The sequence below is a fragment of the Malaciobacter canalis genome (assembly GCF_008000835.1).
Classification (GTDB): domain Bacteria; phylum Campylobacterota; class Campylobacteria; order Campylobacterales; family Arcobacteraceae; genus Malaciobacter; species Malaciobacter canalis.
In genome coordinates, this window is the sequence record NZ_CP042812.1 from 2,505,341 (window position 1) to 2,526,209 (window position 20,869).

Annotated in this window: 23 protein-coding genes; 8 read left to right on the forward strand and 15 right to left on the reverse strand. The window is 26.7% G+C overall.

The annotated features are described in order from the left end of the window. Position 1: 1 nt before the first annotated feature. The 3 genes from merTP to ACAN_RS12440 are packed head-to-tail and all read left to right on the forward strand — an operon-like array spanning position 2 to position 1,263. Positions 2-607, forward strand: coding sequence for a mercuric transport protein MerTP (gene merTP, locus ACAN_RS12430; protein WP_099333687.1), 606 nt, complete (start codon positions 2-4; stop codon positions 605-607). Further along, positions 607-1,035, forward strand: coding sequence for a putative iron-sulfur cluster-binding metallochaperone (locus ACAN_RS12435; protein WP_099333688.1), 429 nt, complete (start codon positions 607-609; stop codon positions 1,033-1,035). The genes merTP and ACAN_RS12435 overlap by 1 nt, the downstream gene beginning before the upstream one ends. Positions 1,036-1,047: 12 nt before the next feature. Beyond that, positions 1,048-1,263, forward strand: coding sequence for a GDCCVxC domain-containing (seleno)protein (locus ACAN_RS12440; protein WP_099333689.1), 216 nt, complete (start codon positions 1,048-1,050; stop codon positions 1,261-1,263). Between the two features lie 77 nt (positions 1,264-1,340). On the opposite strand, the gene ACAN_RS12445 is transcribed toward ACAN_RS12440, so the two are convergent. The 5 genes from ACAN_RS12445 to ACAN_RS12465 form a co-directional block, all read right to left on the reverse strand. Next, entirely contained in the window at positions 1,341-2,555 is a 1,215-nt protein-coding gene (locus ACAN_RS12445; protein WP_099333690.1) for an IS256 family transposase, read from the reverse strand. A gap of 140 nt (positions 2,556-2,695) precedes the next feature. After that, on the reverse strand, positions 2,696-3,535 hold the full coding sequence (locus ACAN_RS12450) for a metallophosphoesterase (protein ID WP_099333691.1): 840 nt from the start codon (positions 3,533-3,535) through the stop codon (positions 2,696-2,698). Between the two features lie 23 nt (positions 3,536-3,558). Further along, complete coding sequence (locus tag ACAN_RS12455) at positions 3,559-4,371, reverse strand: zeta toxin family protein (RefSeq protein ID WP_099333692.1); 813 nt, start codon at positions 4,369-4,371, stop codon at positions 3,559-3,561. Between the two features lie 105 nt (positions 4,372-4,476). Next, on the reverse strand, positions 4,477-5,175 hold the full coding sequence (locus tag ACAN_RS12460; protein WP_099333693.1) for an SHOCT domain-containing protein: 699 nt from the start codon (positions 5,173-5,175) through the stop codon (positions 4,477-4,479). A gap of 1 nt (position 5,176) precedes the next feature. Then, entirely contained in the window at positions 5,177-5,728 is a 552-nt protein-coding gene (locus ACAN_RS12465) for a hypothetical protein (RefSeq protein WP_099333694.1), read from the reverse strand. Between the two features lie 119 nt (positions 5,729-5,847). On the opposite strand from ACAN_RS12465, the gene ACAN_RS12470 reads away from it, so the two are divergent. The 3 genes from ACAN_RS12470 (at position 5,848) to ACAN_RS12480 (ending at position 7,282) form a co-directional block, all read left to right on the forward strand. Next, positions 5,848-6,099: a helix-turn-helix transcriptional regulator gene (locus tag ACAN_RS12470; protein WP_099333695.1), complete on the forward strand. Its 252-nt coding sequence runs from the start codon at positions 5,848-5,850 to the stop codon at positions 6,097-6,099. A 69-nt stretch (positions 6,100-6,168) separates the two neighbouring features. Continuing rightward, positions 6,169-6,360 (forward strand): hypothetical protein, encoded by a 192-nt coding sequence (locus ACAN_RS12475; RefSeq protein ID WP_099333696.1) that lies wholly within the window; start codon positions 6,169-6,171, stop codon positions 6,358-6,360. Between the two features lie 358 nt (positions 6,361-6,718). Further along, positions 6,719-7,282, forward strand: coding sequence for a hypothetical protein (locus ACAN_RS12480; RefSeq protein ID WP_099333697.1), 564 nt, complete (start codon positions 6,719-6,721; stop codon positions 7,280-7,282). A 787-nt stretch (positions 7,283-8,069) separates the two neighbouring features. On the opposite strand, the gene ACAN_RS12485 is transcribed toward ACAN_RS12480, so the two are convergent. The 3 genes from ACAN_RS12485 to ACAN_RS12495 are packed head-to-tail and all read right to left on the reverse strand — an operon-like array spanning position 8,070 to position 12,803. After that, complete coding sequence (locus ACAN_RS12485) at positions 8,070-10,922, reverse strand: tyrosine-type recombinase/integrase (RefSeq protein ID WP_099333698.1); 2,853 nt, start codon at positions 10,920-10,922, stop codon at positions 8,070-8,072. Next, entirely contained in the window at positions 10,922-11,503 is a 582-nt protein-coding gene (locus tag ACAN_RS12490; protein WP_099333699.1) for a hypothetical protein, read from the reverse strand. The genes ACAN_RS12485 and ACAN_RS12490 overlap by 1 nt, the downstream gene beginning before the upstream one ends. A 1-nt stretch (position 11,504) precedes the next feature. After that, positions 11,505-12,803, reverse strand: coding sequence for a tyrosine-type recombinase/integrase (locus ACAN_RS12495; protein ID WP_099333700.1), 1,299 nt, complete (start codon positions 12,801-12,803; stop codon positions 11,505-11,507). Between the two features lie 144 nt (positions 12,804-12,947). Here ACAN_RS12495 and ACAN_RS12500 point away from each other — a divergent pair, with 144 nt between their 5' ends. Further along, on the forward strand, positions 12,948-13,454 hold the full coding sequence (locus ACAN_RS12500; RefSeq protein ID WP_099333701.1) for a LapA family protein: 507 nt from the start codon (positions 12,948-12,950) through the stop codon (positions 13,452-13,454). Here ACAN_RS12500 and ACAN_RS12505 read toward each other — a convergent pair. Then, the gene (locus tag ACAN_RS12505; protein WP_099333702.1) at positions 13,451-13,825 is read right to left on the reverse strand and encodes a hypothetical protein; all 375 of its coding nucleotides are present in this window, start codon (positions 13,823-13,825) and stop codon (positions 13,451-13,453) included. The genes ACAN_RS12500 and ACAN_RS12505 overlap by 4 nt on opposite strands. A gap of 45 nt (positions 13,826-13,870) precedes the next feature. Here ACAN_RS12505 and ACAN_RS12510 point away from each other — a divergent pair, with 45 nt between their 5' ends. Next, complete coding sequence (locus ACAN_RS12510; RefSeq protein ID WP_099333703.1) at positions 13,871-14,314, forward strand: DNA-processing protein DprA; 444 nt, start codon at positions 13,871-13,873, stop codon at positions 14,312-14,314. Here ACAN_RS12510 and ACAN_RS12515 read toward each other — a convergent pair whose 3' ends face one another. Genes ACAN_RS12515 through phsA form a run of 6 tightly spaced genes read right to left on the reverse strand, consistent with a single transcriptional unit; the run spans position 14,315 to position 20,834 of the window. Then, positions 14,315-15,139, reverse strand: coding sequence for a cache domain-containing protein (locus ACAN_RS12515; RefSeq protein ID WP_165773044.1), 825 nt, complete (start codon positions 15,137-15,139; stop codon positions 14,315-14,317). After that, positions 15,129-16,298 (reverse strand): sensor histidine kinase, encoded by a 1,170-nt coding sequence (locus tag ACAN_RS12520; protein WP_099333705.1) that lies wholly within the window; start codon positions 16,296-16,298, stop codon positions 15,129-15,131. The genes ACAN_RS12515 and ACAN_RS12520 overlap by 11 nt, the downstream gene beginning before the upstream one ends. Further along, positions 16,282-16,947 (reverse strand): response regulator transcription factor, encoded by a 666-nt coding sequence (locus tag ACAN_RS12525; protein WP_099333706.1) that lies wholly within the window; start codon positions 16,945-16,947, stop codon positions 16,282-16,284. Before ACAN_RS12525 ends, ACAN_RS12520 begins: the two co-directional genes overlap by 17 nt. Before the next feature lie 42 nt (positions 16,948-16,989). Next, the gene (gene nrfD, locus ACAN_RS12530) at positions 16,990-17,961 is read right to left on the reverse strand and encodes an NrfD/PsrC family molybdoenzyme membrane anchor subunit (RefSeq protein WP_099333707.1); all 972 of its coding nucleotides are present in this window, start codon (positions 17,959-17,961) and stop codon (positions 16,990-16,992) included. Continuing rightward, a complete protein-coding gene (locus ACAN_RS12535; RefSeq protein WP_099333708.1) occupies positions 17,954-18,523 on the reverse strand; it encodes a 4Fe-4S dicluster domain-containing protein in 570 nt (189 codons plus the stop codon). The genes nrfD and ACAN_RS12535 overlap by 8 nt, the downstream gene beginning before the upstream one ends. A 10-nt stretch (positions 18,524-18,533) precedes the next feature. Continuing rightward, positions 18,534-20,834, reverse strand: a complete 2,301-nt coding sequence (gene phsA / locus ACAN_RS12540; RefSeq protein WP_099333709.1) for a thiosulfate reductase PhsA — start codon at positions 20,832-20,834, stop codon at positions 18,534-18,536. Between the last annotated feature and the right edge of the window lie 35 nt (positions 20,835-20,869).

The window sequence follows — 20,869 nt, forward strand, 5'->3', positions numbered from 1 at the left end:
TATGGATAAAAAAATTCTAACAGGTATTATTGCTTCACTTGGAGCTTCCTTGTGTTGTATTACTCCAGTTTTAGCTGTATTAGCAGGTTCAGCAGGTTTAGCTTCTACATTTTCTTGGTTAGACCCATTTAGACCTTATTTTATAGGATTGACTGTATTAGTATTAGCTTATGTTTGGTGGGAAAAACTAAAACCAAAAGAAGAAATTTCTTGTGAGTGTGAAACCCAAGAGAAAATAAGTTTTGTAAGAACAAAAACATTCTTATCTTTAGTAACAGTATTTGCAATTGTAACGATTTCTTTTCCTTATTATGGAGATTACTTTATAAAAGAAGATAGTAAAAAAGATGTTGTGATTGTACAAGAAAAAAATATAGTTACATATGATGTGAAAATTTCAGATATGACTTGTCCAGCTTGTGAGGCTACCGTTGGTAATGCAATACATACACAAGATGGTATAGTTAATTTAGATATATCATATAAAACTGGAAATGCAAATATAAAGTTTGATAGTAGTAAAACAACAATTGAAGATATTAAAAAGGCAATTGATACAACAGGTTTTACATCTACTACGCATAAGAAAATTGAAAAGGATAATTGATGTTAAGTTTTTATACAAAAGACGTCTGCCCCATTTGTAAAGACAAAGCTAAAGAGGTATCGCCTATTACCATTAAATCTTTAGTTAAAAATGAGTATATAAAAGAACTTTTATCAATTGAAGACTTCTTTTATTGCCAAACTCCAAATTGTGAAGTTATCTATTTTAAACCTAATGAGATAATTAAACAAGAGCATTTAATAAAAGAAGTTGGCATAAAAGAATGGTCAAGTCCTAAAACAGTTTGTTACTGTTTTAATTGGACAAAAGAGAAAATATCTGATGAAATAAGTAAATTTGGTAAAACAAATGCCATTGAAGATATTTCTGGAAAAATGAATAGTATTGGGTGTGATTGTGAACATCAAAATCCATCTGGAAAATGTTGTCTAAAGGATGTCAAAAAGGTTATTAAAGAGTTATCATAAAAGGAGTAAGTTATGGAAATTCAATTAAAATCAATAATCACTTGTCCTAAGTGTGGACATAAAGAAGAAGAGACTATGCCAACTGATGCATGTCAATTCTTTTATCAATGTAAAAATTGTAATGAAGTTATTAGACCAATAGGAGAAGACTGTTGTGTTTTCTGTTCCTATGGAACCGTTCCTTGTCCTCCTATTCAAAAACAAACTAACAGCACTTTTACTTCTTAAAGAGAGTATAAAACGCTCTTTAAGAATTTAGTAATTTTATAACATTAAAAATATATATTAATACTTCATATAATCTTTTAAATTTTAAGTTCATCCTCCAATCTGCCTTCAAAAAATATAGCCAATTGAGAGAGGGTAAGGTTCCAATTCCACATAGGCATATTCCATTTCTTAGTAGCATTTTGTATTCCCATATAGAGCAGTTTTAAAAGTGAATTCTCATTAGGAAATGCTCCTTTGGTTTTAGTCAGTTTTCTAAATTGACGATGTACAGATTCAATAATATTGGTCGTATAAATGACCTTTCTAATCTCTGGCGGGTATTTAAAGTACACAGATAGATTTTCCCATTTATTTTGCCAAGATTGAATAACAATAGGATAGAGTTTACCCCACTTCTCATCAAGCTTTTGAAGTTCTTGCTCGGCTACTTCTTTAGATACCGCTTGATAAACAGGTTTTAAATCAGACATAAATTCTTTATGATTTTTAGAAGCCACATATCTTATCGAATTTCGTATTTGATGTATGATACATAGTTGTACTTCTGTTTGTGGAAATATTGTCTTTATAGCTTCAGGAAAGCCTTTTAAACCATCAACAGAAGCAATGAGTATATCTTTTAATCCTCTGTTGTTTAAATCGGTTAGAACACTAAGCCAGAAATTGGCTCCTTCAGATTCAGATAGATATAACCCTAATATATTTTTCTTCCCTTCCATATCAACTCCAAGAACAGTATAAACGGCTTTTGATACATACTTACCACCATCTTTTATTTTATAATGAATAGCATCAAGCCATACAAAGGGATAAATTGAATCAAGTGGTCTGCTTTGCCACTCTTTAACCTTTGATATAATTTTGTCTGTAATTGTACTTATGGTTGCTGTTGATATAGATACGTTATATATCTCTTCAATGTGAGATGATATATCATTATAGCTCATTCCAAGTCCATACATTGAAAGTATTTTTTCTTCTATTTCATTTGAGATTGTAGTTTGATGCTTTTTTACTATTTGAGGTTCAAAGGTACCATTTCTGTCTCTTGGGGTTTCAAGTTCAAAGGTTCCATCACTGGTGCCTTTGATAGTTTTTTTATTGACACCATTTCTTCTGTTCTTATTTCCATTTAGAACATCATTAGCAATATGCGATTCCACTTCAGCTTCTAAAGCTGCTTCTGTGAGTTGTTTTATAAGTGGAGATAAAAGTCCACCTTTACCTGTAAGTTTCTTTCCACTTCTAAATTCTTTTAAAACTTCATCGAAGTCAAATTGTTCTTCCATTGTCAATCCTTGATATTTTAATTTTATCAGATTGACACGGAATTTCTAACACTCCCAAAAAGAACTTCAAATAAAAGTTTTAAGAGATATCATTAGAAATATAAAAGAGGTTTCATAATATCTCTTTTACCTGGTATTATTTAAACCTCAATTTGTCTAATATTAACCCATACACCAAATCCACTTTCACTAGGATATCCAAATGGATTACAAATACATTTAACATTATGCTCTTCATACTCAAGTTCTTCATGAGTATGGCCAAATATCCAATATTTCATAGAACCATTTTTTAAATACTCTTCTCCCTCAAAAGTAAAGAATGTATTTGATTGATTATTTTGAAAATTTATATTTATATTTTCATCTTTACATGATGGATTTATATGAGTTATCATTACATCACAATTTTTATAAACTGCTTCAATTTTAGGTTTCTCAATTTCAAATATATCATTAAAATTTTCTATACCAAATATAAATTTAGAATCATTTATACAGTTATGCCACATTTGATTAGTTGATTTAACTGGAGAATCTTCATTTGGAAATTTTCTTTTTAAATAACCATCGTTATACCAAGAATCACAACCACCAAACTTGATTCCCTCTATTTCTATAACATTCCCATCAAGGCAATATAAGTTTTCTTCTCTATTAATTCTTAATCTCATTTCTTCAGCTCTTGCAAATGAATCTTTAAATTGAAGTTTTGAATATTTACCAACTAAATAATAATCATGGTTTCCAAGAATACAGATTATATGCTTATAGTAGTGTTCTTTAAAGTATTTTAATACTTTTATATTTTGATGATTATAATGTCCTATATCTCCTGCAACGATGAGAACATTACCAATTTCTCTATTATCTTTTTTAATAATAGGATCATAGAATTTTTTTATTTGTTCATCTTCTATTTTTTCTTTAGGATTAAAATAAAAATCTATATGTAAATCACTTAATATATCTATTTTCATTTTTGTTTCTCTTTTCAATATTTTTACTCACTATACTTTATCCCTAACTTATCTAAGTTTTTTTTCATAGTATCAGATAACTTTATTTTCTTTATTGGATAATCTGTATTTATTACCTCTTGCAATTTATTAAAAGCCAAATCAGAATTTTTTAATAAAAAATCTTTTGCAAATTTAATATCCTTTTGCATGACTTCACTTTGGTTTATAACTTCATCTAAACTATTAATATCTTTAAAAACTAAATCATTATGAAGATCATAAAAATTCAATCTTACATTTGAGTATTTTTCTTTTATATTATTTACAGCATTTATAGAATTCATGAACTCACTATAAAAAGTATTCTCAAGTATTTTTACACTCTTTATTGCGATATCTAAAGGTCTATATACAAAATTTATTTCAATATCATAATTCTTTTCTAACGCACTATCTATAAACTCAAAAAATCTACCATCTAAAATAAAAGAGTAACTTTTATTTAAAACAGTATCCATAATAATATTAATACCCTCAAAACTTGCTTTTTCAAATAAATGTGAATTTGTACCATTATAATATTTGCAATATTTTTTTATTTCAGTATGCTCTATAAAATCAATTTGATAAAGTTCATTTAATGCACTTGCAAACTCTTTTTTACCTGAACCATATCCACCAAATATGAAAAATGCTTTTTTGTCTTTACTTTTATTTCTAAGAAAGACATCTTCTAAAAGTGCTTTTTTTGATTTAGTTTCTTCATATGCAAGTTCACTTATAGTTTTTTCATCAAGTGTTAGAGTATTATTTAATAAGGTTTTTGCGTAGTTGATTAAATCTTTTTCACTCATTTTAATCCTTAGTGCGAAATAGTGCGAAACTATCTAAATTTAAGTTTCAATGAAGTTTGATTCCAAAATTACAACAAAAGATATACTTGTGCTGTAAAGTATCTATTATAACAATTTTCTCTTTTTATTCTCATACTCTTGTGAACTAATAGCACCTTTCTCTTTTAGCTCGTACCAATAGTTTAAGTCAAAACTTTTAACTTCTTCTTTTTTAATATTTTTAATTAAAATAGCTTCAGAAGAATTTACCATTCTATTAATTTGAGTAGAACTACTTTTATTGTTAATAGTTGTAGCTGTAACAGTTTCACTATTGTTTGAAACAATAATAATACCTTCAGCACCTTTTTCAAAAGCCATGAATGTTAAATTAATTATTGCTTGATTTGAATTACCTTCAGAGTATGCTCTTGTATTAATATGCTCAATCTTATCATAAGTACAATTTTGAAGTTCATCAATAGAGTAAAAGATTTTGATTTTATTTATAAGAAATTTATTGAATATTAAATCATCAAGTTTAGCAATTTTACTCATCTTAACTAAGCTAAATATTTTCCATAGAATCAATCCTGGAAACAGTACAACAATGAAAGTAATTGCGATTCCTAGTCCTGCATTTCCTTTTTCTGTAAAAGCAGCATATAAAAGAATTGAACATAATATGAAAGTTATTAATAAAACCACTTTTGCAACAGTTTCATATATTTTTACTTTACCCAAATACTTTTCAGAATCATTAATATTTATATTATATTTATCAAATATTTTTCGATAACCTTTATAATTTTTTTGTATTGACATTTCAATTCCTTATTAAATAGCTAAAGTTGTAAATTGTTAAATATGCATCGAACTGACTTATTCTTATATCTTTATTTGTGATTGAAGAAAATTTATTTTTAAGTTCTTCTTTTAACTTTTGATTGATTTCATGGTTGTAGCTATGATCATATTCTTTAGCATTTTTGTAATAAATAGATAAATCATACTCTTTACTATGAAGTTTTCTTGATAATGAGGTATTTAAACTCATACTACTATCAAATGAGTAGAATATGAGATTATCATTGATTATTTCAACTTTATCTTTTGTTTTCTTGCATGTATAACTATCATCTGATAACAACTTTTGAAAGTCTTTACAAGTCAATTTATTTTTATAATTCATAGAGTCTTGCATAGCTGTAATATCATTAATAACTGTACTTGGAATACTGCTAAATTTAAGAGCCATTCTAATATCATTAATTTTTAAAGTACCACTAAAAAGTAATCCCATGAATAGAAGTATTGATAATATTAATATAATAATTAGTGCTAATGCAGTTGTTCCTAACTCTTTTTTTCTTTTCATACATTAGTCCTGAAAAAAACCATTATCTACCTTTATTTAGAATAATAACTTTATATATAAAGTTGCAGGAAAAATAATATCCTTATAAAATTTAACAACTTCTTATATAAAGTTATAAATTGAAAGATATTGAATTATTAGATAAAGATTACATACAGAATCTATACATTAAAATTGGTAAAAATGTAAAAAGAATAAGAGAAGAAAAGAATATTTCTCAACTTGCATTGGCCCAAGCAATAGGACATAAATCTGTTACTGTAATTTCATGTTGTGAGATTTGCTATAAGAACTATCATTTTAATATAGAGCATCTTGCAAAAATTGCTTATGTTTTAGATGTAAATATTGAAGACTTTTTTAAAAAATAAATAACAAAGAAATTAAAATAATTCAGGATATAATTTCAGATTACCAAAACATAATTTGTAGGAGATTTAATGTTAAATATTACAACATTTGAAGAATTACTTAGTAAAAAAGATAGTTTAAGTTTAGAAGAAATGAAAACAATTGCAAAAAAACTTGGATTAAACTGTGATTATTGTTCAACTAAAAGTTGTATAGTAAGTGAGATTAATAATTACCTAAATCCGCCTGAGCCTGACTACTCATTTGGACCAGGTATGTAGCATAATAAACTGACTATTTATTATTTTATTTTTTCAATAAAACATAGAATAAACTTTTTAGGTAAAAAAATTGAGTGTGATTTAATATCAGATATTTCATAGAGTAAACACTCAAAAGATAAAAAACAAACTAATAAATTTAAGTATAAGATAGTTTTAGAGTGGAAGCTATTTATAAAATTTGAAAATATTCCTATGACACACTATCATTTATATTTTAATAATTTTGATGAGATATCTAATATTGTACATTTTGAAAATGATATATTTATATTGAATGACTTTAAAAAAAATACTTAATATATTTAGAATTATTATTTATATATACTTTATAAATTTAAAAGAGAAGGAATATTAATTGAGCATTTATGAAAAAGCTTTTTTTATGCTTGTAGGAGGTATTTTAGTTTCTATAATAAATCATTTTTATGTGAAAAAAAGAGAACGTGAGAGTGAAATACGTAAATATTTATTTCAAATTGCTAACAATATGAGAGCACTTCAATTTGAATACACTAAATCTTGTAACTTCTTTGTAAAAAACAACTTTAAAGAGGGGAAAAAAGCAAGAAGTAATTTCTTGAAAATTTATAATGAAACATATAATTTAATATATTTTTATTTTGAAGAAATTGCAAAGATATACACTTCTCAAATGACACCTGTAGTAGATAATTTATATAAAATTGAAGAAGTATATAAGAGAAGAACTAAAAAAGATGAACTTAATATAAAACGAAATAAAATAAATGAATTTTTGTGTGAAGACCAATATTTTATAGAAGAAGGTAAGTTCTTTTATGAACTCTATGAATTAATAAAAATCAAATTAAAATCTCCTATTAAAATAATTAATTTTAAAAGAATTGATAATGATGACATTTTTAAATATGATCCTAATAATAGTAGACAAAGGATATAGAACTATCTATAAATGATAAAAATAAAAGACATTTATTAACATTATTAATTGTACTGTTGAAGCTCTAATCTCTTCATTATAATTACTTCGTGACATGGCATTCCTTAATTAGTTTATTTTAACTCAGAATGTCTAAATATTCTGTGTCCTAATTACTATATAGCCAGATTAGATATCATCATAAATATAACCTGTTTTAATGAAGACCTTTTAAGTAAAATAATTATAAAAAATTTGTATTACAGTATTTATATAATCATTAAAACTCTATAATCTAATCTTTAATACTTTAAAGGAATATTTTAAAAAAAGTTATAATATCCACAATATTTTATCGTCCCTACTAATTGCAAACTTACCAAACAAACAATTCAAATATATCTATGTAAATCTTATTACCAAACCATCTAGTGGATTAAAAGCTCAACTTCATGGCATGGTCTTAGATGATATTTATAAATCATATTCAAATGATATTCTTATTGAAAAAAGGTAGTAGTATTTTCTGTACTGAAATATAGTTCCAAATCCCCACTCAATGTGAAACACGAATAATTACTCCACTGGACAAAATTTCATATTTAAAGGTCATTGGAAGAAAATTGGAACTAGCTACTATGTAAAAACAGATAAAATTTAATGCTATAGGATCTTGTCCTTAAACTAAATAAGCATACTAATTATATCAATATGACTTAATACAACTCCACTTAACAGATTAATAACAGTATCAATTAGTACCAAATACATTACATTTTTCAATCGACTTTTCATATAACTCCCTTTTTTACTTTTTTTCAGAAATTTCTTTAATAAAAGATGTTAATAGACCCCTCTTTTTTGGATCAATATAATATTCCATCAAATAATCTATTGCATCTACATTATCATTAATCAACTCTACTACCTTTTCTTCTTCATTCATACTTTGAGCGAATTGAATAGCTTTAATAGTTAATAATTTGAGCCCATAATCATCTTGTTCAACACCCATAAGTTTTGCATGATAGCAATTTTCTAAGTATGCTAAATTACTATTTACTTCTCTTGCTTCTATTACTTTATTCGGCGCATATAACATAAGAGAATTATCTTCTATACTTTTTGTGATATCACTTTCAATTTTATCAAGTATCTCATGCCAGCCCATAATCTCTTCAACTAATAATTCCAATTTAGTAGCTTTTGTATCTGAATACCTAGTGCTCACTTTCTTATCTTGCTCATGTTCTTTTGATAATCTAACAAATGATGTCATGGCTAAATTTGCCATATGAATAATCCCATCTAAAAATAACCTTCCTGTAATAAAGTAACTGCATAAGGAACACTTACGTTCTCTTCCTTCGGGACATTGAACTCCAGGACAAATACCGCTAATCATTGGAAACCATGAAGTAGGATGTTTAATAGATGCTATATTAATCCCTGAATCGATATCAAGAGAATCTTGTAAAGTTGAAGCCTTTCTTTTCATAGAGAATAATCCATTTTCTTTAAAAGCCTTTTTTATATCTTTTGGATTTGAAGTATCATAATTACAAGGTATTTCATTAAAAATAAAACTCTCTACATTATTAACTAGTTCTTCTGGCTGATCAAACCTTAACTTTTGTACAGCACTTTGTAAAATCTCTTTTTTCTCCTCTTGAGTGAATTTAGTATATACATTAACAATCATATTGTAATCTACATGGCCAGTTAGCATTAGTAATACATTTAAGTTTACCCCTGCATAAAGGTATCTAGTGATACCTGTAACTCTTATAGCATGTATGTTATAAGCAACTTGTATTTTTTTTATTAGATATGTATCATTTGCTTGGTTTAATTCCTCTATGGTTCTAAAAAACTCTTTACTATCTTTTTTCCATGCTACATTTGATTTATATTTTATATATCCAAACTGATAAGCATTATTTATTTTTATTTGATAAGTACATAGAAGCTTGATTAAATATACTTTATGTTGAAAAGGGGTGATTGGTTGAAGTGAATTTGGTATTAAAAATAATGGTTCAATATCTTCCCAAGGTGTATTTTCCTCATTATTGTATTTATATTGTGGTAGGGTTGGATAATACTCTTTATTCCACTGCAAATAATCTTTTAAGATATTAAGTTCTTCCCAAACATTAGGTATCTCTTGTAACGTATCTCTATTTACGTTTTTATCTGTATTTATAATAAATCTTTCTAGGTTTCCATCATGGTTAAATACTAAAGATTTATTCCTACATAAATGTCTTAATTGTCCACCTCTTATTGGTATATTTAAATGCATTAACATCATAAGTGGTTGAACAGGATAAATATCTTTAAATTTCCACCAATCTAAATTTGCTTTTGAAGGCTCCCATACTGTACTGGGTTTAGGTGGGTTTGTTGTAAGTATTTTTTTTAATTCATTAAGCATCTCTTGAGGCATTGCATCTCTTGAAGTAATAGTTCGTCTCTTCTTTTTTCTTTTAGGTATATTTCTTTTTGCAAATGGTGTTATTAAACCACAAAACTGCAAAAACTTGTTCACTACACTAAGTGCCTCATATTGACTTCCCTCAGCAATATTTTGTAATTGTAAATATTTAAAAAAAGTATTTTTATTGTTTACATCAAACATACTGTTCACAGTATTCTCATCAAAGGTATCAAAATCCTCTTGCTCTTTTATAATATATTTAAACATATGATTGATTGCTACCATGTACTTTTTTCTTGTAGCTGTTTTTATACCATCTATATAAAGCCGTTGTAGATATAAATTTGCATCTGTTTTTAAAGAAAATAGTTTGTGTGTTTTATCAATACTCAACCACTCAAACGGATCTTTTTTCATATCATAAACTATTGTTTGTGGATTTTTTCTAATAGAATTAGTAAAAATATTTGGAGTATCGATATTTGATACCCCCGATTCTAATAGATATAACCGAATTTTATTTAGCACTGAAATCTTTCGAGGAAAACTAACTATATTATCTTTATTTTTGAAACAATATGTTTGAAATTGATTTATATCCTCATTCATTATGTCTTCTTTTGTACTCCAAAGACAACAGGATATTATTCCATCAAGTGTCTTTAATTCTGAACGTGCATATTTTTTATCTTTTGATTTAAGTATTAACTCATGTAATTCTAAATATAGTTTATTTGTTTTAAACAATTTGCTAAAATCATATTTAAAGTGGGATATTGCTTTTGTAGTAATTGGAAATAGCAGTTTTTTATGATATCTTTGATAGACGAAAAATCTTGTTAAGATACTTATTGGAGTAAAAAACTTTCCATTGATTCGAACACTAGATGAATCATTATACATTGATATCATCTTTTCATAATCTGTTGTAACGAGAATAGAATAAATTCCATCTGTATACTTAAAGTCTAATATATCCAAACCATTTCCAAAACCAAATAGATTTTTTAAGGTTCCAGAAAAGCTAACAAAGTTATTACTCCCTTCTTTATAGTTTCGTATTTCTGGTTTCTTATTTAATGAAGTATGTTTAAGTTCATGCGATATAAAATGATCACAAAAAGCAAACCAATCTTTCTTGATACTATTTTTTGCAGTATTTAATATCAAGATATCATCTGTTAAATTTACGATAGGTAATACATCTACAAATTTATACATTATGAATCCTCCATAATTAATTTATAGCCATTTCTATATAACAATATATCTCCAAGTTGAACCAAAACTAAAGCTTCTTTCTTCATATCATATTCGGCTAATCCTAATTCATAAAGCCTTTGAATAAGACCCTTTGATGCCTGTTGTATCAACTGATTTTTTTCTATTTCTTCGTAACTTGGCATATCAAAAGAGTTTAAATTACCACCATATTTTTTTAACACTTCTCTTAATAGTTTGTTCTCTTTTTTGATCTTTTCCATTTCAATTTTTGTAGAAAACAACTCAATTCGGATATCTCCATCAGTTTTAAAACCCTTAGGTCCTTCATTAGAACCCATTTCTTGTTGAGCTTTTTGAATCATTTGTTTATATATAATGTTTTTACTAATTGCTGATGGAGAAATACCTTTTTCTCCTAAAACGGAGTCTGCAATTAAATATGAGGTCTTTGAAACATTATTTGCAGATAATTCACCATTCAATGCAACTATTTTATCTATAGTTTTTTGTACTAATATCACATTTATTTCCACACGCTTATCCCTAAATTCTTTTAAATTATCTTTTTTAACTTTCATACTACATCCTCTTTTGACTATTTTCTATTGCTTTTTTAAGTAACTCTTTTTTCATCTCAAAACTCATATTAAAGTAAATCATAGTTGATTCTAATGAGCTATGTCCCATTGCATTTTTTGTCCAACTTATTAAAGTATCATTCCCTGTATGTCCATAAAGTTTAGCAGTCATAAAACCAAACATATGACGTAACGAATGTAAACTATAATGTTCCAAACTATCTTCACTAAGTTCAAGTCTTTTTAACTTTTGTAATAAACTTTTAAATGACTTATTAACTTCTCTTGTTCGTAATCTATTTCCACTTTTTGTGACAAATAGAAATGGATGTCTTGGAATTCTAGATGCTTCAGGCAAATAATACTTTGTACTGACATATTCAACAAGTGTTGAAAAAAATATAGTTTTATATTTTGGATTTATCCAATGAAGAGGTTCATACTCATAAGGAATTGGATATTTGAATTGTAGATCAAGAGCATTATGTGGTTTATCAAAACGTACATCAATATTGTATTCTTCTTTTAACCATTTAACTCGTTTGTTTCCATATATATCTTTATCATCACTTTTAGGATCAATAAGCCATACTTCTTGTTTTTCATAATCCACATCATAAATTGTTAGGTTTAAGGCCTGTCCTATTCTTGTACTACAAGCGCCACATAATAAATAAATAAGTCTTTCTCTTGGATTTGATAACTCTAATAAATTATCAAATAAATCTAAGGGGAAACTCTTTAGCGTTTGGCTACTCCTGATTCTTTTTTTATATGGCTTAACAAATTCTCGTTTGAAAGCAGTTAGTTCATAGTTAATTTGTGCTTTCTTCATATTAACAGAAGACAAAAAAGAATATTGAGCTTTTCTATTTTCATATGCCTTATTAATTGAGTTACTGTCATGCATTAAATCTAGATCTTCAACAAAGAAAAAATAAGATTTAATTCCTGCCATTTCCTTATCAATTGTTTCTGTAGTCATTGATTTAGATGAATATATTTCAATTGAAACCATTTGATTATTAATTAGTATTTCTTCATTAATTATAAAACCCATTTTTAGATCTTCTCTATATCGAGCTTGATAAAAAGGGAAAGCTTCATTATCTTTAACATTATTGTATAAACTCCAAATCCAGAACCTTTCCATACTTTTCATATAAGAAGAGATTGTACCCAATGACAAATTTTGAAGATTTCTCATCCAATACGACCACTCTTTTGATTGATATAATTCTACTAATTCATTGTTATATAAAAAAGTAAGTATATAGTCATTACCAATATTTATTTTCATTATTTTCCTTTTAACTTTAGAATTTTATATTAAATACATGCATTTACAAAATTACTTAACAATTTGTTATTTTGTTCAGTTATTTTTAAGTAAATTACAAAAATTTGTATATATAATATTGCATTCAACTATGGAGGGTTTAGTATGAGAGACATTAAGTTCAATAATGAATTAATATATAAGTTAGAATCAATATATGCACAAGATGGTTTAACAAAAGTTGATGAAAAGGATATCGCAAAAGCTATGGGTATGTCTCCATCACAATTTTCAAGAGATAAAAATAATGACCAAGTTCCATACAAATATCTCATTCCTTATTGCCTAGACAAAGAAGTAGATATTAATTGGATTCTAGATAGTAATATAAATTCATTATATATAATTGAGCATACATCATTCATTAAAAAATGGACAAGATGTAGATCTAACTTATTAGCAAGAATACGTGGAAAGTATAATAAAGATTGTGAAAAAAGAGATGTATTTCTTAATAGAAAAAGTAAAGAAAATGAAACTGAACAAGACATATATAATTACTATAACCTTTCAAAAACATTCCTAGGTAAATATGAATTTAGGATTGTTCTTTGGATAATAATAGCTTTCTTCATCGGTTGCTTACTAGGGTTTTATCTCTCAAGCTTTTAAACTGACCTAACATCTAAATCTAAAGTATTAATTTTTAATTCATCTGGCTGTAATAAGTGAATTAAATATAAAACTATTTGATTTGCATATTTGAATTCAATAGTTAATTCTTTTTTTTCATAATCAACTTTTTCAAAGCTACCAAATTTAATTCTTGTTATCTTTGATATTTTTTGACCTGTACAATAACTTGTAGCTTTTAAATTTATATATCTATAACTTAACCTTTCATTTTCTTGTTCTTGATATTCTGCTTTATACTGAGAAAACAATGATGAAGGTATAGTTAATTCTAAATCCATTATATAATCTAAATCTATTAACTTATATATTTTCTCAACTACATCATCCCACTCTTTTGTAACTATCATTTCTTTTCCTTTAATATTCAATTTAAATGCTCAATATTCAATGATATGAATATTGAGATACCTTTATTTTTGGTTTCCTATCAATATTCAATTAATATTCAACACCGAGAACTAAGTAGAAATGAAATAGTCGTAGCTTTAAGTGATATATTAATTATAATGCAAGCAGATGAAAACTCAGGAAGTATTAGAAGCTTAGAGTATGCTCTTAAAATGAATAAAAAAGTATATACAATTGCCCATAGGATTGAAGATAATAAAGGGCTTATCAAATATATTAAAAAGGGTTTCGTTGAAGTGATTTATGATATTGATGAGTTTGTAAATAGCTTTAAACATCAAAATCTCAAACAAGAAGATGAAGTAATAAATTATCTAAAAACGAAACCTACATATGAAGAAGCACTAATAAAATACAATGATAAAATCTTTGAATATGAATTAAACTCTATATTCAAAGTAGAAAATGGAGTTTGCGTGCTTCTTTAATTAGATATATATTTTTAATACATATGTACCAATTTGTTCTTTACTTATATTATATATAGGAGTATATAATAAATAATAATTTGATTTTTTTATATATCCTGTATGTTCAAATCTTTTATTATCTAAAAAAGAAAAATCTTCTATTTTATTATTTAAAACCACATAATCTTTTAAAATCTGCTCTTTTTTAAATTTAACTTTTGTAGGTATTGATAAATACTCTTTCTTCATAAGTACATAAAGCTTGATATCTTTTTCTTTGAAATGCTCAATAATTGAACTAAAATCTATAATTGCTTCAATTGATCCTAAATACTCATTATCTTCAACCACAGGACTAACTCCTCTAATTAACATAGAAAAACGCCCTATCTCGATACAGGATTTTGGTTTTTTTTCATTTTTTACTATTTTCAAACAGTATCTAAAGCTTTGTAATGAGTCATTTTTACTATTTTTTAAATCCCATAATCTAAAAAAACTCTTTAAATCTTTTTTATGTAAATGAATCTTTATATCTTTAAACAAAGAAGTACTTACTAAGCTTTGTTTTGATTTTTGTAAATATTTAATACAGTCTTCTTTATTATTTGTTTTTAAACACCTTTTTATATCATCATTTTTTGAAATTAAAACAGCAGAAGTTAAAACTAACTCTTTATTTTTTTTTATCTCTTTTGCTAAATCATTAAGATAAACATCCATAAGGTTTTCATTACTATTTTTTTGTTCATAAATCATATAGTTATTAAATGCCCAAAATAAAAAAAATGAACTAATTGCAACAAATAGTATTAAAAAAACAAAATTTCTATTAACTGTCATCTTCAACTCCATCTAAGAACTTCTTTTTATAATTTCTAAATTCATATATGAAAGTGCTACCCTCATCTACTTTTGTTTCAACATCAATTTTTATTCCATTTTTATTTGCAATATTTTTTATAATATTTAACCCCAGTCCAAAACCACCTTGGACTTCATCTTGTCTATCAAATCTATTAAAAGCACTCTTTATATTTTTAATACCATGCCCATAATCTTTAATACTAAGTCTTGATATATCATTTTTATTTTCTAATTTTATTTCAATTTTATTTTTTGGATTTGAGTACTTTATTGCATTGCTTAATGTATTATCAACTACTCTTTGAAACTCTAAAGAGTTCATAAAAACATAGCATTCCTTATCAATATTTACATCAAAATAGATAGCTTTTGAATTTGCAACATCTTCAAAAAAATCTATTCTTGAATACAATAAACTTGATATGTTAAGTTTTTCTTTTATATATTTAACTTTCTTATTTTTTATATGATATTCTATATCTTCATAGGTAATTTGTATCTGCTTTAAAGCAGTTTTCATTCTTTTAGTATATTTATTTGCCTCAGTTTTTTGAACAAGCAAGTCTAAATTTATATTTATTACACCCAAAGGAGTTTTTAATTCATGCATAGTATCATTAAAAAAAGAGTTAGTGTATTTTTGCATTAACTCATATGGTCTTGCTGTATTTTTAATTATAACTTTATTTAAAATATATATATTTGCAAGTATAACTAAAAAGAGTAAAATTGCTATAAAAATCATTTTTGCATAATTAATCTGTACTTCACTAATTATATATCTTGCATTGTATCTATTTTTATACTCTATTTCTTGCTTGTAATACATATAAGGATAGTCAATATATGTTTTAAAATCATAATAATCTAATTTTTCAGATAAACTTGAAGAAATTATTTGCATATTATCATCAAAAAGTGCAAATTTTATTTTTACACTTCTTGATAAATCCATATTCTCAGAATATATCTTTCTTTCTAAATCATTTGTGAATTTTTCAAGGGCTAACTCTTTTAAAATAAGCTCTTTTTCAAAAGAGAAAACAACTGCAAAATATGTAGGTATTGAAAAAAGTACCATCACTAAAAAAGTATAAAAATAGGCTACTTTTTTTTCATTAACTTGGTATTTCAATTTTATATCCCAATCCTCGTGAAGATACTATAAACTCTTTATTAGTTTTGACTCTTATTTTACTAATATACATTCTAATATCTGCATAATGTATATCTTTGCCTTCCCACACATTCTCTCTTAAATTTTCAATTTCACAATAACAATTAGCATTTTTTATTAAAAATCTTACTAACTCTATCTCTTTTGATGTTAATTCAATTTCAATATCATCTTTTTTTAATACTCCTGAAATAAACTCAAAAGTATAACCATCTTTTAGTTTGTATGTTGAGTTTTTATCTGTATTGTACTTACTTCTTATTAATTGAGTAACTCTTAATTCTAACTCTTTTAATTCAAATGGTTTTTTTAAATAATCATCACAGCCTAACTCATATCCAATAGTCATATTATCAATATCAACTAAAGAAGTCATTATAAGTATTGGTGTTTCGTTTCCCATTTCATTTAAGTATTTGATTAATTCGTGACCATTTAATTTTGGAACCTTAATATCCAAAATCAATAAGTAGTAACTATTTTCTACAATAGCATCTAATGCTTCTTCCCCATCATAAAAACTATCAACTTGAAACCCTAAATCTTCTAAGTATTCAGTGATACTTTCATTGTAATTGTAATCATCTTCTAAAAGTAATATTTTCATATGTTATTATATAACTAGAAAGGTTAAAAACCTCTCTAGTGCTTAAGCTCCTGTAAACAATTGTCCAGCATATACCACATAAAATCTAAGTAGTATAACACCTGCTAGTACAATCATCGAGTTTACTAAAATAAATCCTGCTTTATAAGCATGGTTTCTTAATGCTGTAAATGCTATTAATAAAGGTGAAACCAATCCAAAACCAATAACTCCAAACCAGAAAATAGAAGCCCATTTTCCAACAGTTAATGCTTGAATTGCTGCAACTTCAGCATTTCCACCTGCATAAAGCATACCAACAAATAGTATAATTAATAGAGGTATTTCTAATAAAATAACTCTTAAATCTAAAATCAACAAATATTTAATACTCTCTTTATTGATACTACTTTTAAAGAAAAGCATACCAACCAAAATATTTCCTGCAATACCTGCACTAATACCTGAAGCTAAGAATAAAATAGGTAGTACAGGTGAATTCCACAATGGATATGTCATATTAGCTGATAATAAGAACCCTGTATAAGCTCCTACTATCAATGCCAATCCAAACAATACATACTCAATTCTTTTTGCATAAACTTCAAAACTTTTAATATATGAAATTATTGGTGAAAAAATAGATAAAAGTTTATTTTCTTTAATCGTATCTTCAAAAATTAATCCCATAAAAACAAATGCTAAAGGTGTATAGATAAATAAAGCTATTACACCAAGTGTCATAACTGATGTAAAGTTATAACTTATTAATAACCAATAAAAAGATAAAGGTTTCCCTAAATCAACAATTAAAAGCAATAATCCAACACAAATAGTAAGAGGAGAGATTATCGCACCAGCTTTAACCATAGCATCCCAAATAGATGAACTATCTTTTTCATGTCTATTCCATTTTACAAGAAGTGCAATGATTATAGAACCTGCACTAAGTCCTGCTAAAAATAGATATACTGCAATTGGCCAAGGCCAACTTATAACCTCATATTGAGCTGTGCTTCCCCACATATTATTCATAACTTACTCCTCTTTTATTAGGAACAAAGGCTACTTTAGGTTTAGTTCCTAAATGTGCTTTTGGATACAATAAATTATTCTCATTTGCTTTTTTATAAACTTCAGAACTTGTATCACTTATATCTCCAAATACTAATGCATCTGTTGGACAAACTGTTACACATGCTGGATCTAAACCTTTTTTTACTCTATTTGAATAACAAAAAGTACATTTATCAACTGCTTTAGTAACAGGATTCATAAATCTTGCATTATAAGGACAAGCAACAATACAATATTTACAAGATACACATGTGCTTTCATCAATATGTACAACTCCATCACTTGTTTGAAATGATGCTTTTGTTGGACAAACCTCAACACATGGTGCATCTTCACACATAACACATGATTGTCTTCTCATATCCATTTTTAAATTTGGAAAAGTTCCTTTTGTTTCAACTCTTACTTGTAGTCTAAAAATATCATCAGGAACATCATTTTCACTCCTACATGCAACACTACAAGCTTGGCAACCTATACATAAATTTTCATCATGAATCATTCTATATTTTTTACTCATAACTTACCCCTTAAGCTTTAGTGATTTTTACGCCCACATTTGTAACCATTGTCGAACAAACAGGACCTTTAATTAATGGTAATAGTTTAGATTGATTTGTTCCAACACCATTAGCTCTTTTTAAATCACTTGACTCTCTACCAAATCCCATATAAACAAAAAATGTATCTGGTCTAATTCCCTCAGTTATAAAAACTGTACCTTTCTCTTTTCCTATATCATTTTCTAAATAGATTTTATCTCCATTTTTCAAATTCTCTTTTTTAGCTGTTTGAGGATTTATCCAAACAGGGTTATCACTCATTAACATATGTAAATAAGGCACATTGTGAGTATGACCATTTGTATGAATTGCACTTTTTCCTGATGTTAAAATATAAGGGTAACCTCTTGTTACATCCATATTATTATCATCTCTTGGTACACCATAACCTTTAAACTCTTCTTCTACTTGTTGTGAGAAAATCTCAATTTTTCCACTTGGAGTTTTTAAGTTGTCTAACATACTTCCCATTAATCCATCTTCATCTAAATATTTTTTAGCATTTGGATATTTATTTACAAAATCTTTTACATATTTCTCTTCTCTATAGTATAAAGTTGGAATTGAGTATGATACATATCCTTTTGACATAAGCTCTTTTAGTAATTTATCATTACCTTTTGCTTGTTGTACTCTATACTGTAAAATATTATCCCATTTATAGTCTTTATCAATTCCCATTTTTTTAGCTAATGTTCTAAAAATCTCATGACTTGCTAAAGTATTGTTAATAGGATCAACAATTTTATTTCTTATCATATATGTTGGTTTAGATGAACTTTTATCTGTAATTCCCTCATCTCTTTCAAGATAAGTTGCTTCTGGTAAAACTACATCTGCCATTAGTGCAGTTTCTGACATATAAATATCAGTTACAACAATAAAATCTAATTTATGCATAGCCTCTTTCATTGTTTTAGGATCAGCAACTGTAATTAATGGATTTGTTCTTATCATAAACCACCCTTTTACTTCATAAGGGTCTTTATTTAAAATCGCTTTTGGTATATCCATTAATACACCTTGATTTCTACCAACAAAAGCATTATCACTACCTTTTAGTGAAGCTCTATCAACTCTTAATGTTTTAGGAGTTTGGAAATGTTTATCAGGGTTTGTTATAGTTGGCGCAATATCAATACCTGCAAGTTTATTACATGTTTTTGCTTTTTTCTTAAAAAATAATCCACCCTCTTTTTCTATATTACCCATCAATGCATTTGCTATTAAAATAGCTCTTGTTCTTTGATACTCACTTTGACCAGTTGTTGTTTTATGTCCCCAATCAATAATACAATTTGGAGCTGCTTTATATAATTCATTTGCAACTCTTTCTGCAACATCAGCTTTAATACCTGTAATTTTCTCTTGCCATTGAGGAGTTGTTGTTTTAGTACTTTCAATTAAGTGCTCAATTCCTACTGTATATCTTTGTACAAACTCTTTGTCATATTTGTCATCTCTTAACCAAACATGAATCAATGATAATACAAATGCTAAATCAGTTCCTGGTTTTACAGCATACCACTCATCAGCTTTTGCTGCAACAATTGAAAATCTAGGTTCTAAAACTACAAGTTTTGTTTTCTCACTTGCAGCTGCTTTTGCTAATTTTTTTGTAGAGCTTACATTAATACCCTCAAATAAATTATGCCCAAAATTTAGAATATATTTTGATTTAGAAAAGTCTCTTTTTAAACCTGTTCCATATGTATGTTTAAAAGCAACTTTATATGCTATTGGACAGTGACTATGATGTGAAAATAAGTTTGGACTTTCAAATGCTTTTGAAAATGTACTCAAATGAGAAAAATGTTCACCTGTTTTTGCAGAAAATAAAACTGCTTGAGGACCATACTTTTCTTTGATACTTGTCATTTTTTTAGCAATTAAATTTAATGCTTCTTCATAAGTTGCTTCTTTCCATTTTCCCTCACCTCTTTTTCCTACTCTAATTAGTGGTTTAACTAATCTTTGTGGATCATAAAGTTGAGAATGCCCTGCTGCACCTCTTGCGCATACTGATGTACCCATTCCTTTTGAATATTGGTTTCCTTGGATGAATACACTTTTACCATCAACTACTTTACCTTCAATCTGACATCTACTAGTACACATCTCGCAGTAACTTTTGACAAATTTAGTACTTCCACTTATAGTTTGAGCACCTAAACTCCCAAGAGTTCCTGTCATACAAGATATCCCAGCAATAGCAGTCGAGCATGAAGTAACTTTAAGAAAATCTCTTCTTGTATAATTACTACTCATTTGTTATCCTTTACATAATTTCTTATATACTGAAA